This window comes from Brucella lupini, from assembly GCF_002252535.1.
Classification (GTDB): Bacteria; Pseudomonadota; Alphaproteobacteria; order Rhizobiales; family Rhizobiaceae; genus Brucella; species Brucella anthropi.
The window spans coordinates 25,989-42,072 of the sequence record NZ_NNRN01000038.1; the positions used below are offsets into that span (position 1 = coordinate 25,989).

Below are 16,084 nucleotides of genomic sequence, written 5' to 3' on the forward strand. Positions count from 1 at the left end.
GATAGACAAAACCTGTCAAAACAAGCATCAATGGAAGGGATCCTAGAAAAATTGACGGCTTCCTTCACAATGTCACAAGCATGAAGGCGAAGCCTCCACAATCTATACGCTAGTAATTGCGGAAATGCGCGGCATTCGCTAAAGCATGCTCTGTCAATGGGGGCATAGACGATGCAGAATCGAAAACAGCTTTATTCGATCCAGATATTACGCGGTCTTGCGGCAACGGCCGTCCTGATCGCCCATACGATCGAGCATCCGCGCGCAGAAACAAACAATGCCATCACGATGCTGGGTGTTTTCGGCGTTCAACTGTTCTTCGTCATCAGCGGTTTCATCATCGCCTATGTCAATGCCGATGGCCCGTTCAGGCCCGGTGACTTTCTGCTGCGCCGCGTTTTCCGCATCGTGCCGCTTTACTGGCTCTGCACGATCACGGTTTTCATCTGCGCTCTCTATCTGCCGTCACTGTTCAAGACGACGGTTCCGGATGTGGGCTATTTCATCAAATCGCTGTTCTTCATACCCGCCGCCACACCGGGTGACCCAAGCGATTGGCGCCCGATCTTCAAACTCGGCTGGTCGCTGAACTACGAATTGTTCTTCTATCTTGTGTTCGCCTTGTTCTGGTGGTGCAAAAATGCCTTACAGCGCACGATCTTGCTGACCGGTATCTTCGGCGCATGTGTCATCGGAAGCTTCTTCGTCGAACCATCGGCGAGCATCGCAGCCTTCTATCTTCACAAGAACCTGCTGACATTCATGTGCGGCATGTGGCTGGCCGAAGCGGAAAAACACCGCCTGTGGGAAAAATTGCCCCCGGTGGCGCTGGCCGGAATTGGTGTCCTCGCCATAGCGGCGCTTTACGGCACCTTCTCCACCCCACTGGTCGCGTTCAACAACTTCTTCACTTATCTCATCATGTGCGGTGCGGCTGTTTTACTGGTTGCCGGTGCATTGGGCATCGAGCGCTGGCTCGGCGACCTGCGAGACAATTTCTTTGTCGATCTCGGGGCAACTTCCTATTCGCTCTACCTGACACATATGTTCGTGGTCGGTTTTGGCTGGGCGGTGATGCGGAAGCTGAACCTCGGCCCCACACTTGAGATCGCCGGCATGGCTGCCATCGTGATTGGTGCGATCATCGCAGCAAAGATTTCCTATCGCTTGATCGAACTACCGTCGAACAGGCTCGGCCATATGCTCACAAAGCGCAACAAACCATCGCTGAAGGTCGCTCAGGCAGAAGCCTGATCGACCCGCGAGCACTGTGTTTCGGTCATAACATTGATAGAGAAAGTATGAGGCGGGCAAGAATTTTCGTGAATGCCCGCACTTTCTTTGAAATAAAACGATTTGTGGGGTTCCGCTTTCGGAATCGATTGCCTATAAGGCCCGCTTAGCCCACAGAATTCATACGCTGCCAACCCGCCGGAAAACCGTGCGGGCTTTTCTGGCAGGCTAAGCAGCATGTCTCTCGAAAGTGGGAAGCGGTTTCGAGACAAAGACATGCGTAAAACAAGAGCATGATCCCGAAAATGGGAACCGGTTTTCGGACAAGATCATGCGCGCGAAGAAGATAGGACGAGCGCCCATGCCGAAACGTACAGATATCAAATCGATCCTGATTATCGGCGCGGGCCCCATTGTCATCGGCCAGGCTTGTGAATTCGACTATTCGGGCACCCAGGCCTGTAAGGCGTTGAAAGAGGAAGGCTACCGCATCATCCTCGTCAACTCCAATCCGGCCACGATCATGACCGATCCCGATCTGGCGGATGCAACCTATATCGAACCGATCACGCCGGAAGTGGTCGCCAAGATCATCGCCAAGGAACGCCCAGACGCGTTGCTGCCGACCATGGGCGGCCAGACCGCGCTGAACACCGCATTGTCGCTGCGCCGCATGGGCGTTCTTGAGCGCTACAATGTCGAGATGATCGGCGCCAATGCGGAAGCCATCGACAAGGCAGAAGATCGCGCGCTTTTCCGCGAAGCCATGGAAAAGATTGGCCTCGATACACCGGAATCCAGACTCGCCAACGCCACCGAAATCAAGGACGAAGACCGCAAGCGCCACGAAACCAAGCGCGCCGAAGTCAAGGCGCAGTTTTCGGGTGACGATCTCGACAAGGCGCTCGACAAGCTTGAAACCGAATGGCAGCTCGGCGAAGTCGAACGCAAGCAGCGTTACATGACGCACGCGCTTGCAAAGGCTGCGCAGGCGCTCGACGTTGTTGGCCTGCCTGCCATCATCCGCCCAAGCTTCACGCTCGGCGGCACTGGCGGCGGCATTGCCTATAACCGTCAGGAGTTCTTCGAAATCATCGAGCGCGGTCTGGATGCGTCGCCGACGACCGAAGTTCTGATCGAAGAGTCGGTTCTGGGCTGGAAAGAATATGAAATGGAAGTCGTCCGCGACAAGGCGGATAACTGCATCATCATCTGCTCGATCGAAAACCTCGATCCGATGGGCGTGCACACCGGCGACTCGATCACCGTTGCACCGGCGCTGACGCTGACCGACAAAGAATACCAGATCATGCGTAACGCCTCGATTGCGGTGCTGCGCGAGATCGGCGTTGAAACCGGCGGCTCCAACGTGCAGTTCGCGATCAACCCGGTCAATGGCCGCATGATCGTCATCGAAATGAACCCGCGCGTGTCGCGTTCTTCGGCTCTGGCTTCCAAGGCGACCGGCTTCCCGATTGCCAAGGTCGCGGCCAAGCTTGCCGTCGGCTACACGCTCGACGAGTTGGATAACGACATTACCGGCGGTGCGACGCCTGCCTCGTTCGAACCGTCGATCGACTATGTCGTCACCAAGATCCCGCGTTTCGCCTTCGAGAAATTCCCCGGCTCCTCGCCGATCCTGACCACCGCCATGAAGTCGGTCGGTGAAGTCATGGCCATCGGACGCACCTTCCAGGAAAGCTTGCAGAAGGCGCTGCGCGGTCTTGAAACCGGCCTGACCGGCCTCGACGAAATCGCCATTCCGAACATCGAGGAAGGCGACGAAAAGAACGCGATCCGCGCTGCCATCGGCACACCGACGCCGGATCGTCTGCGCATGGTCGCGCAGGCAATGCGTCTCGGCCTGACCGCCGAGCAGGTGCACGACGCATCGAAGATCGACCCTTGGTTCCTCGAGCAGATCGAAGCCATCGTAAAGACCGAAGAGCGCATCCGCGAACACGGCCTGCCGCAGGACGCTGAAAACCTGCGTATGCTGAAGTCCATGGGTTTCTCCGATGCGCGCCTTGCAAGCCTGACGGATCAGGACGCGGAAGACGTGGCCAAGCTGCGCGGCGAACTCGATGTGCATCCGGTCTACAAGCGCATCGACACCTGCGCTGCCGAATTCGCTTCGCCGACTGCCTACATGTACTCGACCTATGAAACGCCTTTCGTCGGCCAGCCGCGCTCGGAAGCCGAGGTGTCGGATCGCAAGAAGGTCGTCATTCTCGGCGGCGGTCCGAACCGCATCGGTCAGGGCATCGAGTTCGACTATTGCTGCTGCCATGCGGCTTTTGCGCTCAATGATGCTGACTATGAAGCCATCATGATCAACTGCAATCCGGAAACGGTTTCGACCGACTACGACACGTCGGATCGTCTCTATTTCGAACCGCTGACGGCGGAAGACGTGCTGGAAATCCTGCGCGTCGAACAGGAAAAGGGCACGCTTCACGGCGTTATCGTGCAGTTTGGCGGCCAGACCCCGCTCAAGCTCGCCAATGCGCTTGAAAAGGCCGGTATCCCGATCCTTGGCACGTCGCCGGACGCTATCGACCTTGCGGAAGATCGCGATCGTTTCCAGAAGCTGTTGATCAAGCTCGATCTCAACCAGCCGAAGAACGGCATTGCCTATTCGGTCGAGCAGGCACGCCTCGTCGCAGCCGACCTCGGCTTCCCGCTTGTCGTGCGCCCGTCTTATGTTCTCGGTGGCCGCGCCATGCAGATCATCCATGATGAACGCTCGCTGCAGAACTATCTGCTCGACACCGTGCCGGAGCTGGTGCCGGAAGACATCAAGGCCAAGTATCCGAACGACAAGACCGGCCAGATCAACACGCTGCTCGGCAAGAACCCGCTTCTGTTCGATACCTATCTGACGGAAGCCATTGAAGTGGACGTCGACTGCCTGTGTGACGGCAAGGACAGCTTTGTCGCCGGTATCATGGAGCATATCGAGGAAGCCGGCATCCATTCGGGCGACTCGGCCTGCTCGCTGCCGGTGCATACACTTTCGCCTGAAACCGTTGCCGAACTGGAACGCCAGACGGCGGCGCTTGCCAAGGCGCTTCATGTCGGCGGCCTGATGAATGTGCAGTTCGCCATCAAGGACGGCGAAATCTTCATTCTGGAAGTCAATCCGCGCGCATCACGTACGGTTCCGTTCGTCGCCAAGACGGTCGGCACTCCGATTGCGAAGGTCGCAGCCCGCGTCATGGCCGGTGAAAGCCTGGAAGCCGCACTCGGCGCCTATGGCGGCAAGCCGAAAACACCTTCCCGCCCGCATATCGCGGTCAAGGAAGCTGTGTTCCCGTTTGCCCGTTTCCCTGGCGTCGATACGCTGCTCGGACCGGAAATGCGCTCGACCGGCGAAGTCATGGGCCTCGACTACGACTACGCTCTGGCCTTCGCAAAGGCACAGCTTGGCGCAGGCGTTGAACTGCCGCGTGAAGGCACGGTCTTCGTATCTGTTCGCGACGAGGACAAGGAACGCGTGCTCGGTGCGGTCCGCAAGCTTGCAAGCATCGGCTTCAAGGTCATGGCAACCGGCGGAACGCAGAAGTTTCTCGAAGCCAACGGCGTCGAATCGACCAAGATCAACAAGGTCATCGAAGGCCGTCCGCATGTGGAAGACGCGATCCGCAATCGCCAGATTCATCTCGTCTTCAACACGACGGACAGCGCAAGTGCGGTTTCCGACTCCAAGTCGATCCGCCGCGCAACGCTGATGCAGAAGCTGCCTTACTACACGACCATGGCGGGAGCTGAAGCCGCTGCTGAGGCCATCGCTGCGCTCAAGGCCGGATCGCTGGAAGTGCGCCCGCTGCAGGACTACTTCCGCTGATAGCCTGAAGACATCCCGAAACAAAAAAGCCGCCGGTCATCCCGGCGGCTTTTTTCATGCTGTTTTCAAGGCTGGCAGCTCCAGAGGCTTTCCTGAAGGATCGTCTTCCAGATTGATCTGCTGTGTGAAAAGACCGTCATGCAAATGCGGCTTGCCGAGATGGATCACGGCTGCATCCTTCAATTCGGTGTTCAGCATGTCACGAATCCTGTCATACGCTTCAGCATCGAGACCATCGAGCGCACCGTCGATCACGATCCACTGCGGTTTCTGCAATATGAGCCGGGCGAAGGCGATACATTGGCGCTCATCGTCCGTCAGCACACGATCCCAGCGCGCAACACGATCCATGCTCGTGGAAAGCCGTTCAAGCCCGGCACGCCGCAGGACATTTTCCAGATCCTGTTCAGAAAATTTCTTGATATCAAGCGGATAGACGATCACGCCCTTGAGGTTGCCCGGCGGGAAATAAGGCGCGCGCGGCATGAAGGCGACACCATCGCCAACCGGCATGCCGATCCGCCCCTCGCCCCATGGCCAAAGCCCGCCCAATGCGCGGAACAGCAGCGTTCTTTGCGTTTCGGTCCCGCCCGTCACAAGCACCCGCTCGCCGGGTTTTACCGAAAAAGCCTTGCGGGAGAGCTTCAGGCACTGATCGGGGGCGGCGATGGAAACACCGTCCAGTGTCAGCCTGTCATCTTCGTTCGTCTCAAGATCGATCTGCCGGTCCAGATGACCAAGCTCGTCCATGCGCAGCACCGCCTGACGGAAACTCGCGACACGCAGCAGCGTCGCCCGCCAGTCCGCAATCGCCCCGAAATTGTCGACGAACCAGCGCAGTGCATTGTGCACCTGTGAGAATGCGCCGACGGCCATCATCAGCCCGCCGAATGTCAGACCGCCGCCGAAATAGACCGGAGCCGCCACAAGGATCGGCGCCACGATTGTCAGCCAGCCGTAACCGGCCGTAACCCATGTCAATCGCGTGGTCGCATAGACGATCTTGCGGATTGCAGCCAGAACCGCATCGATATCCAGATCGAGACGACGTCTTTCATCCCCTTCGCCGCGCGACAGGGTGATGGCATCCAGATGTTCGTTGACCCGCATCAGCGATGCGCGGAAATCCGCCTCACGCGCATAGCGATTGGCGTTGATATTGACCAGACTGCGCCCGACGATCCATGTCAGCCATGAGGCAGAGGCCGCGTAGATGATGACAGCCCAGACCATGTAGCCGGGAATGGAGAAACTGTAGCCCGCGACATGAAACACAAAGCCACTTGAGAGCGACCACAGGACACCGACGAAGCTCACCAGAATGACGGTCGACTGGAGGAGGTTGATCCCAAGATCGCACGACATTTCTGCAAAGTGACGTGCATCCTCATGCAGGCGCTGATCGGGATTGATGCCGATCTCGCCGGCATTGGCGAGACGAAATGCCCGACCCGGCACCAGCCATTGCCCCACGAGATCGCGCGCCAGTCCTTCGCGCATCTTGAGCTTGAACATCTGGTTGAGCCAGGTTTGCGATACGTTGAGCACAAGCAGGCTGCCCGCAATCCCGAAGAAAACCATCAGCTGGTGGAAGAAAGCCTGCAAATCCTTGCGCGCAAGCGCATCGTAGAAGGGTTCGTTCCAGCGATTGATGGCAACCTGTCCGATGGCGATCAGCACGATGAGAACGAAGATACCGGTCCCGAGCGCAATCAGCGTATTGCGTACCGGCGAGACCATAAAGGCTCCCACCATCATCGAGACTTGGGAGAAAAGATCGGTTCCGTCGCGTGACGGAGAACCACCAATCAGCTTGGCCGAACTCTTGCGCAGACGCTCCGAGACACTGCGCCTGGGCTTTTTGCGGCGGCGCTCTTTCTTGGGCGCACTCCGCTTCGTCTTGTCCTTGTCTGGTTCAGACGTCATGTCCTGCCTCGCTGCCCATCCGCCCGCTCAATTTTGCAGATATGTTTGCAACATGCTGAATATCTACGTCACGTGGAAGTCAAAGATAGGAGAGCACACGCTTTTCGCGCGCGCCAGCTGCGATGACCCACAACAATATGCGGGTTTTACCGCAAATCATTCGTTGCAATTATGGTCTGAACGCTAACCCTGCCGGAAAAGTCCATGACCGTTACAATCCAACCCATCGACAAAGTACTCATTTACGCGACATGGAACGACCGGCTTCTGGTTTTTGAAGAACCGGATTTTCCTGAAACGCCGCTTCAGGTGCCGGGCGGCACGGTCGATGCGGGAGAAGATATTCTCGCCGCCGCCTATCGCGAATTCGCCGAGGAAACCGGCCTCCTCTATGACGATGGCATGATCCATCTCGAAACCGTCGATTATGACTATCCCGAACGGGGGCAGACAGAGCCTCACCGCCGCCACTGCTTTCATCTGCGATTGAGAAACGCCGTACCTGAAACCTGGGATCACTACGAAATGTCGCCCTGCGACGGAAGCGCCCCGATTCTGTTCCGACTGTTCTGGCTCGACCGATTGAGCGCGCAAAACCGGCTCGGGCTCGGAATGGCAAAAAGCCTCAGTAAAATCAGTTTTTAGCTGACAATTTTAGCTGTCTTGTATTGGTCAAATTTGTCGCATATAGTTAGCGCATCGATTTTTCGGTCAAGTGACTTTGCGACCCGTGCGGCCCGCCGTGCTTCCTGACGATCTCCTGTCCATAAATTCGATTCACAGGGACGTGTGCGAAGCATACGGACTACTCTACTACTAATGTTACAAAGGAATTTCCCATGGCTACGGGAACAGTTAAGTGGTTCAACACGACCAAGGGCTTCGGCTTCATTCAGCCTGATCAGGGCGGCACGGACGTATTCGTCCACATTTCCGCCGTTCAGCGCGCTGGTCTGGCCACGCTCGATGAAGGTCAGAAGGTTTCGTACGAAATCGTACAGGACCGTCGTTCGGGCCGTTCGTCTGCCGACAACCTCGTCGCAGCATAAGTTTTGCCGTAAGGCAGAGAAAAGGCGGGTCCTCGGACCCGCCTTTTTTGTTTGTCCGCTTTTCTGCTCACACCCTTGCCAGCGTGCTCGCACCCAGAATCAGGGCCGCAATCAGCGCAGCAATGGTGCGGACGTGATTCCATAGGGTCCAGTCGCGCACATAAGTAAGCCAGACATCGGCAGACGCGGCGGCACTGGCATCCATCGCCGCGAGCTGATTGTTCAGCGGCACATTCAAAGCCATCGTGACGCCAATAGTGCCGACAAGATAGACTGCAGCGCCGATCACCGCCCATTTCGACAAGCTTCCAAAGCCCATCAATCCCAGTACGATAATCACCAGACACAGCAATGCCGTGCCGAAAAAGGCGGCAAAGAACGTCCCGTTGATAACGGTGATATTGATCGACTGCATCGCCGTTATGCCCGCATTGGCCGGAATGCGTGCCAACGCGGCCATCACGAAACTTGAGAACGCATAGAAGATGCCGCCTGTAATCGCGCTCCCCCATGCCGTCAGCAGAACAAGTAGTTGAAAACTCATCGTCATGATTGTCCCTCCCATGTGCCTTCAATGGCAGCCTTGCGCGCAAAATCTGCAAACCGGCGCGGCTTGCGCCCGAGAGCTTCCTCCACACCATGTGCCACACTGGCATTGCGGCCATCGAAAAGCTCCACGAAAAGATAGCGCAAAAGCGTAATGACATCTTCCGGCAATGCCTGCTCGCGCAGCGCCGCCTCATAATCGGCGTATGAGACCGAATTGAACGACAAGTCTTTGTCAGTCGCCCTGGCAATCTCGCTTACTGCATCGCTGAAGCTAAACAGTTCCGGGCCTGTGAGTTCATAGAGCTTGTTGCGATGCCTCGGTTCGGTGAGGGCAGCAACGGCGACATCGGCAATATCGTCAACATCGATGAAGGGTTCCTTCGTCGGCCCGACCGGCAGGGTCAGCGAGCCTGAAAGCAGCTCATCCCGCATGTAGTTTTCGCTGAAATTCTGCATGAACCAGCTGGCGCGCAACACGGTCCAGTCCAGCCCGGAATCCTGCAGAACCTTTTCCGCAATTTCCGCCTCCTCCTCACCTCGCCCGGACAGAAGCACGACATGCTTCACATCCGCCTTCTTTGCCGCCAAAAGAAATGCGCGAATGGCATCAACCGCACCCGGCAGGGCCAGATCCGGCTGGTATGACACATAGGCACTGTCGATGCCGTCAAGCGCCGCAGCCCAGGTGGATTGGTTGGCCCAGTCGAAGGGAACCTCGGTACTCCGCGACACAGAACGCACGGACACCCCCTTCTCCCACAACCTCTCAGCGACACGCCTGCCGGTTTTGCCGTTGGCGCCAATCACCAGATAACGATCATTACGATGTGTATTCATCTTCCGTCTCCCAAAATATGAGTAACCCTCATATTTGCAATATGTGAGCAACTCTCATATTCTGTCAAGAGCGAAAAATGTGAGTCCGCCATGAAGCAGAATTCCGCCACGGAAACAGAACCAACCAGCGCACCGATCCTGCGCCGCACCCCCAGCCAGAGCCGGGCGCAGGAAAAGATTCGTCGCATTGCTGAATGCGCCACGGCGCTGATCGCCGCCAAAGGCAGCGACAGTCTCAAGATGAGTGAGATCGCCCAGCAGGCAGGCATCTCGATTGGCGCGCTCTATCAGTATTTTCCCGATAAAAGCGCCCTGATCCGCTACCTGTTTGAAAGCTGCAATGCCCAATCGCGCCAGTGCATCGAGGAAGGTCTTGCAGCGGCCCATTCTGCCGATGAGCTGATTGTCGCGTTCAATGCATTGATCGATGAATATCTGGCACTGATGCGTCAGGAACCGGCAATGTGCGACATCTGGTCGGCCACGCAGACCGACAAGTCCCTGTCAAAACTGGAAATTGCCGAAAGCAGGCAGAATGGTCAGTTGCTTGCTGATACGATCCGCCGGATTGCCCCCGGCAAGGTGTCCGCACAACTGGACGAGACTGCTTTCCTCCTGATGCATTTTGGCGAATCCACCATGCGCATCGCCGTCGACGTTTCGGAAGAGGAAAGCATGACGCTGATAGAGGCCTATAAAGTAATGGCCACGCGCAGCTTGCGAGACCTCCTGGCAGGATGACGCGCAATATCGCCCGGTCCGATCAGTTTCGTTGCGTTAATATGTCAGCATTACTGATGGATCTGTTCGTTTCGGCAACACATTTTTGCGAAATCCAGCAATTGCCGATGAAATCACAATCCTTCTGTTGCGCTTCCTGCGCCGATGGGACATAGAAAATCCGCAAAACCGGACGCGCCCGGTGCCGGTTAACAGAGCCTGCCATCTATGGAGATCTATCATGGCATTTCTCGCCGACGCCCTTTCTCGTGTAAAGCCATCTGCGACCATCGCGGTCAGCCAGAAAGCACGTGAGCTGAAAGCCAAGGGCAAGGACGTGATTGGTCTCGGTGCGGGCGAGCCCGACTTCGACACGCCCACAAATATCAAGCAGGCTGCCATCGACGCGATCAATCGCGGTGAAACGAAGTACACGCCCGTCGCCGGTATTCCTGAACTGCGTCAGGCCATCGTTGCCAAGTTCAAGCGTGAAAACGGTCTCGACTACAAGCCGGAACAGGTCATCGTCGGCACTGGCGGCAAGCAGATTCTGTTCAACGCCTTTATGGCGACGCTGAACCCCGGCGATGAAGTCATCGTCCCTGCCCCTTACTGGGTCAGCTATCCTGAAATGGTAGCGATCAACGGCGGCAACCCGGTTTTCATCAACACGAAGATCGAAGACAATTTCAAGCTGACCGCCGCCGATCTGGAAAAGGCCATCACGCCCAAGACCAAGTGGCTGATCTTCAACTCGCCGTCGAACCCGACCGGCGCGGCTTACACGGAAGCGGAACTCAAGGCCCTGACCGACGTTCTGGTTCGTCACCCGCATGTCTGGATCCTGACCGACGACATGTATGAGCATCTGGTCTATGGAGACTTCGTCTTCACGACGCCTGCTCAGGTCGAGCCTTCGCTTTACGACCGCACGCTCACCATGAACGGCGTGTCGAAGGCCTATGCCATGACCGGCTGGCGTATCGGCTATGCGGCAGGACCACTGCAGCTCATCAAGGCCATGGATATGGTGCAGGGTCAGCAGACCTCGGGCGCCTGCTCCATCGCACAGTGGGCCGCAGTCGAAGCACTCAACGGCACCCAGGATTTCATTCCGGAAAACAAGAAAATCTTCCAGGCCCGTCGCGATCTGGTCGTGTCGATGCTCAATCAGGCCAAAGGCATCAAGTGCCCGACACCGGAAGGTGCGTTCTACGTCTATCCGTCCTGTGCTGACCTCATCGGCAAGAAGACGGAAGCTGGCAAGGTCATCGAAAGCGACGAAGACTTCGTCACCGAACTGCTGGAAGCAGAAGGCGTCGCCGTCGTTCACGGTTCGGCTTTCGGTCTTGGACCAAACTTCCGTATTTCCTATGCAACGTCGGACGCGCTTCTCGAAGAAGCCTGCACCCGCATCCAGCGCTTCTGCGCCAGCCTGCGCTAAACAAAACAAAATGGAATGACGAAGGGGCCGAAAGGCCCCTTTTTCGTTTCTGTATTTCTCACAAAAAGAGGCGGCTTGGCAAAAAGCCAAAAAAAAAGCCAGACAAATGTCTGGCTTTGAGTTTTGAAGGTGCCTTTGAGGCAAACCTCCAGAGGGGAACACTCAGCCTGCGCAAATGGGAGGAGGAAACGCAGCGCTGAGATGATCTTTATATGCCTGTTGCCCATTGTTTTTGCAATGCGACTTTAGCGCAATGCAGCTATGCATTTTACGCATGACTAGATTAAGCAAGAAACTTGTTTAAAAACAAAAGCTTACAGCAAATTGAATTACTTCGTAATATTATAATGTGCAAATTAGCCGCCTAAAGCATGAGCATCGACAAAACAACGATGCCTCCAAATTTGGCAAATCGCCCTTTCTGAGTCGCTCAAAGCAGATGTCATGCAACTGTCACGGCTATGCAGCGGGCCTGTCACACAACGCGCCTAAAAGCCCCGGCAAGACGCCGCGCATAACGCGCCTGGCGGATGTGCAGCGCGCGAAAAGTGCTGCGACAATAGACAGACCCGAGAAGGATCGTAGCCGTGCGGATCGTTCAGATTACAGATACCCACCTCAGCCCCATCAAGCCGCACTTCAATCGCAACTGGGAACCGCTCGTTGCCTGGATCGATCAGCAAAAGCCCGATCTCGTCATTCACACCGGTGACCTGACCGTCGATGGCGCAGACGTAGAGGCTGATCTTCTGTTCTGCCGCACCTGCCTGAACGAGCTTCCGGCGCGTGTTCTCAGTCTTCCGGGCAACCACGATATCGGCCATCTTCCCGAGAGCCACCAGCCGGTCAATCCGCAGCGCCTGATGCGCTGGCGTCGTCATATCGGTCCGGACCGCTGGGCGGAAAATTTCGGCAACTGGCGCATCATCGGCCTCAACAGTCTCGTCATCGGCTCCGGTGAAGCCGAAGAAGCGGAACAGTTCCAGTGGCTCGAAGACGAATTGAAGAACAGCGATGGCAAGCCCGTCGCCGTCTTCGCCCACAAGCCGCTCTTCGTGGACGATCCGGATGAAGGCGACAGCGGCTACTGGGGCATTCGCCCTGCCCCGCGCCAACGTCTTTATGATCTCTTCGCTCAGTATAATGTTCAGCTTCATGCCAGCGGCCACCTGCATCGTGCATGGTCGGGCGACGCCTTCGGCACGAATTATGTCTGGGCGCCTGCCGCAGCCTTCATCGTCGGGCCGATGGAACGCGATCTCCCCGGCGAACGTATCCTCGGAGCCGCCATTCACGATCTCGATGAAGTCGCCACAAGCAGCATCGTCCGCATCGATGAGCTGACGCCCTATGTCATCGATGACGTGGTGCATGAAGTCTATCCACACCACGCTGGCGACGGCGAGAAAGTCGTTGAGGAGGCAAGCCAGTGAGCACGCTCGTCCTTCGCGACATCGGCAAATCCTACGGAGGCAATCGCATTCTCGATGGCATTTCCATCGAAGCAGCAGAAGGCGAATTCATCGCCCTCGTCGGCCCGTCGGGCTGCGGAAAGAGCACCTTACTGCGCATTCTGGCCGGTCTCGACCATGCGGATGAAGGAAGCGTGGAGTTGGCAGGGCGTAACATAACTGGCGCCCACCCTGCCGACCGCAACATCGCCATGGTGTTCCAGTCCTACGCGCTCTACCCTCATCTGACGACAGCGCAGAACATCGCGGTGCCGCTTGCAATGCGTGATCTGACCGCTGTGGAACGCCTGCCAATGATCGGCGCTTTCATTCCCGGCCAGCGCAGGAAGCGCGCCGCCATCCAGAAGCAGGTCAGGGCAACCGCAACAAGCCTCAAGATCGACCATCTGCTCGACCGCAAGCCGAGCCAGATGTCCGGCGGCCAGCGCCAGCGCGTGGCCCTTGCCCGTGCGCTCGTCCGCCAGCCCGGTGCATTCCTGATGGATGAACCATTGTCGAACCTCGATGCCAATCTGCGTGTTCACACCCGTGCGGAAATCGTCGAATTGCATCGCCGCGCCGGTGTCCCGACTATCTATGTGACCCACGATCAGGCCGAAGCGCTCAGCATGGCCGACCGCGTTGCAGTGATGATGGGCGGAAAACTGCTGCAGATCGACACGCCAACCACAATCTATAACGATCCGCGCCATATCGAGGTCGCACAGTTCATCGGCACGCCGCGCATCAATATTCTGGAAGCATTGGTCAGCGATAACGGCATGGTGCATTTTGCCGGTCGCCCCATCCTGCAGGACGTCGCCGCCCATTCCGGCACTAATATCCGCATCGGCATTCGTCCTGAGCATTTTCAGCCCAAGCCGCATGATAAGACAGGCATTGCGGGCACGGTATCGCGGATCGAATTTCTCGGCTCGGAAGTACTGGTCTATCTCAAGGCTCCCGGCGCCTCACAAGATCTCACTGTGAAGCTCACACCCGAACAAGCCCGTGACATTGTCGTCGGCCTGCCGGTGGGCCTGCATTTCGATGCCAGCCACGCCCATCTCTTCGGAGAAGATGGTTTGCGCCTGCGCCAGCCCGCCGGGAACATCGTCAAGCCTGCATCGCCGGCAAAGGCTGCCGCTCATGTCTGATTTTACGCTATCCGGCCCTGCGGCCACCAGCGCGCGCACGGCGGCTGATGAAGCCCGCCGCCGCGAAGAACGGCTGGCCTGGAAACTGGCAGCTCCAGCCATCATTCTGACGGTGCTGCTGATCCTCCTGCCGACAGCCGCCGTCATTTTCTGGAGCCTGACCAATTTCGAGCTTGGCTATGACGGTTTCGAATTCATCGGACTGGAAAACTACGCCGAACTCTTCAGCGATCGGACGTTTCTGGTCTCGCTGAAGAACACCGCCATCTATACCGCGATCGTGGCACCGGCCTCCGTCTTTCTCGGCCTCGGCGTGGCCCTCCTCATCGAAGGTGAAGTTCGCGGCAAATCCTTCTTCCGCACGGTCTATTTCCTGCCGGTCGCTTCGCTCCTCGTCGCCATGGCAACCGTCTGGCAATATCTGCTGCATCCGACACTCGGCCCCGTCAATGCCATGCTGGGCATGATCGGTATTGCCGGTCCCAATTGGCTTGGTTCCAGTGACACGGTTCTGACCAGCCTTGCGATGATCGGCGTATGGCAGAGCGTCGGCTTCAACATGGTGCTGTTTCTAGCCGGGCTCACCGCCATTCCGCGAGAACTCTATTCGGCCGCTGAAGTCGACGGCGTGAAAAACAGCTGGGAGCGCTTCCGGCTGGTCACATGGCCCCTGCTCGGCCCAACCACGCTATTCGTCACGACGATCAGCATCATCAATGCCGTAAAGGTGTTCGAGACGGTCAAGACGCTGACCGAAGGCGGCCCGAACAAGGCATCGGAAGTCCTGCTCTGGACCATCTATCAGGAAGGCTTCGTCTATCTGCGCGTTGGTTATGCCTCGGCAATGACGGTGATCTTTCTCGCGGTTCTGGTGATCCTGATGATGTTGCAGTTCCGCGTGCTGGACCGTCGCACCCATTACTAGAGCATGCCTCCCAAAAGCGAGGCCCGGTTTTGGGATAAAGACATGCGTAAAAACAAGTAGTTAGAGCGGCTACCAAGATCCCGTTTTAACTAGACCACTCTGAGGAAACCAGCATGTCTTTCACCCGTTCGCTTCGCCTCGGCATTCTTTCACTGGGTGCCCTGCTTTTCGTCGCGCCCTACATCTTCATGCTGTCGACGGCGGCAAAGTCGCAGCAGGATATTTTCTCGTCCTCCCTGTCGCTGATCCCGCACAACTGGGCGCTCTGGGATAATCTTGCCAAGGCATTCAGCCGTGTGCCGATGGGGCTTTTGCTGTTTAACGGCGTAGTCGTCTGCGCGCTCATTCTGGTCATTCAGGTCGTGGTCGCCATTCCCTGCGCCTATGCCATGGCAAAGCTCAATTTCCGCGGCCAGCGTACTATGATGATGATGGTCATGCTCGGCCTGCTCGTGCCGATCCATGCCACCGCATTGCCCTTCTATGTCGGCTTCAATCAGCTCGGCGTGCTCAACAGCTATTTTGCTCTCAGTGCTCCGTTCTTCATCTCGGTCTTCGGCATATTCCTGTTTCTGCAGTTCTTCCGCGCCATGCCGGATGATCTCATCAGCGCCGCGCGTCTCGACGGCATGTCAGAGGCGGGCATCGTCATGCGGGTGATTGTACCCAATGCCTGGCCCGCCATCACCGCCTTCTCGATCTTCTCGGTGGTTGCGCACTGGAACGATCTGTTCTGGCCGCTGATCGTTATCAACGGCATGGAGCGCGCCACACCACCATTGGGCCTCCTCTATTTCCGCGCTGCGGAAGCAGGCGACGATTATGGGGCGTTGATGGCGGCAACCCTCATCATCACGCTCCCGCTGCTGCTTGCTTTTCTTGCCGCCCAACGCCGCTTCATCGAAGGCATCACCCTCACCGGCCTCAAGGGCTGAATTCTTCCCTC

General features: G+C 57.2%; 13 protein-coding genes and 1 pseudogene. 11 read left to right on the plus strand and 3 right to left on the minus strand.

The window, feature by feature from the left end; genetic code table 11:
* Window positions 1-171: 171 nt before the first annotated feature.
* Both CES86_RS06410 and carB read left to right on the plus strand, forming a co-directional pair.
* Window positions 172-1,254 (plus strand): acyltransferase family protein, encoded by a 1,083-nt coding sequence (locus CES86_RS06410; protein ID WP_010659666.1) that lies wholly within the window; start codon window positions 172-174, stop codon window positions 1,252-1,254.
* Window positions 1,255-1,594: 340 nt separating this feature from the next.
* The gene (gene carB, locus CES86_RS06415) at window positions 1,595-5,080 is read left to right on the plus strand and encodes a carbamoyl-phosphate synthase large subunit (protein WP_094514097.1); all 3,486 of its coding nucleotides are present in this window, start codon (window positions 1,595-1,597) and stop codon (window positions 5,078-5,080) included.
* 54 nt (window positions 5,081-5,134) lie between these two features.
* On the opposite strand, the gene CES86_RS06420 is transcribed toward carB, so the two are convergent.
* Window positions 5,135-7,006, minus strand: a complete 1,872-nt coding sequence (locus tag CES86_RS06420) for an ABC transporter ATP-binding protein/permease (protein ID WP_094513962.1) — start codon at window positions 7,004-7,006, stop codon at window positions 5,135-5,137.
* A gap of 204 nt (window positions 7,007-7,210) precedes the next feature.
* Here CES86_RS06420 and CES86_RS06425 point away from each other — a divergent pair, with 204 nt between their 5' ends.
* Both CES86_RS06425 and CES86_RS06430 read left to right on the plus strand, forming a co-directional pair.
* Window positions 7,211-7,651: an NUDIX hydrolase gene (locus tag CES86_RS06425; protein ID WP_094513964.1), complete on the plus strand. Its 441-nt coding sequence runs from the start codon at window positions 7,211-7,213 to the stop codon at window positions 7,649-7,651.
* Between the two features lie 194 nt (window positions 7,652-7,845).
* A complete protein-coding gene (locus tag CES86_RS06430) occupies window positions 7,846-8,055 on the plus strand; it encodes a cold-shock protein (RefSeq protein WP_006471898.1) in 210 nt (69 codons plus the stop codon).
* 67 nt (window positions 8,056-8,122) lie between these two features.
* On the opposite strand, the gene CES86_RS06435 is transcribed toward CES86_RS06430, so the two are convergent.
* Entirely contained in the window at window positions 8,123-8,605 is a 483-nt protein-coding gene (locus CES86_RS06435; protein WP_094513965.1) for an anthrone oxygenase family protein, read from the minus strand.
* A complete protein-coding gene (locus CES86_RS06440) occupies window positions 8,602-9,441 on the minus strand; it encodes an NAD(P)H-binding protein (protein ID WP_094513966.1) in 840 nt (279 codons plus the stop codon). The genes CES86_RS06435 and CES86_RS06440 overlap by 4 nt, the downstream gene beginning before the upstream one ends.
* Window positions 9,442-9,531: 90 nt before the next feature.
* Between CES86_RS06440 and CES86_RS06445 the strand changes: the two genes are divergently transcribed.
* The 7 genes and pseudogenes from CES86_RS06445 (at window position 9,532) to CES86_RS06475 (ending at window position 16,073) form a co-directional block, all read left to right on the plus strand.
* A complete protein-coding gene (locus tag CES86_RS06445) occupies window positions 9,532-10,182 on the plus strand; it encodes a TetR/AcrR family transcriptional regulator (protein WP_094513967.1) in 651 nt (216 codons plus the stop codon).
* 220 nt (window positions 10,183-10,402) lie between these two features.
* Window positions 10,403-11,605: a pyridoxal phosphate-dependent aminotransferase gene (locus CES86_RS06450; protein ID WP_010659659.1), complete on the plus strand. Its 1,203-nt coding sequence runs from the start codon at window positions 10,403-10,405 to the stop codon at window positions 11,603-11,605.
* A 15-nt stretch (window positions 11,606-11,620) separates the two neighbouring features.
* Window positions 11,621-11,810 (plus strand): annotated as a pseudogene (locus tag CES86_RS06455) (hypothetical protein).
* Window positions 11,811-12,192: 382 nt separating this feature from the next.
* Window positions 12,193-13,038: a metallophosphoesterase family protein gene (locus tag CES86_RS06460; protein WP_012091692.1), complete on the plus strand. Its 846-nt coding sequence runs from the start codon at window positions 12,193-12,195 to the stop codon at window positions 13,036-13,038.
* On the plus strand, window positions 13,035-14,213 hold the full coding sequence (locus CES86_RS06465) for an ABC transporter ATP-binding protein (protein ID WP_094513969.1): 1,179 nt from the start codon (window positions 13,035-13,037) through the stop codon (window positions 14,211-14,213). The genes CES86_RS06460 and CES86_RS06465 overlap by 4 nt, the downstream gene beginning before the upstream one ends.
* Entirely contained in the window at window positions 14,206-15,138 is a 933-nt protein-coding gene (locus CES86_RS06470) for a carbohydrate ABC transporter permease (RefSeq protein ID WP_071633477.1), read from the plus strand. Before CES86_RS06465 ends, CES86_RS06470 begins: the two co-directional genes overlap by 8 nt.
* 113 nt (window positions 15,139-15,251) lie before the next feature.
* Window positions 15,252-16,073: a carbohydrate ABC transporter permease gene (locus CES86_RS06475; RefSeq protein ID WP_094513970.1), complete on the plus strand. Its 822-nt coding sequence runs from the start codon at window positions 15,252-15,254 to the stop codon at window positions 16,071-16,073.
* The last annotated feature ends 11 nt before the right edge of the window (window positions 16,074-16,084 follow it).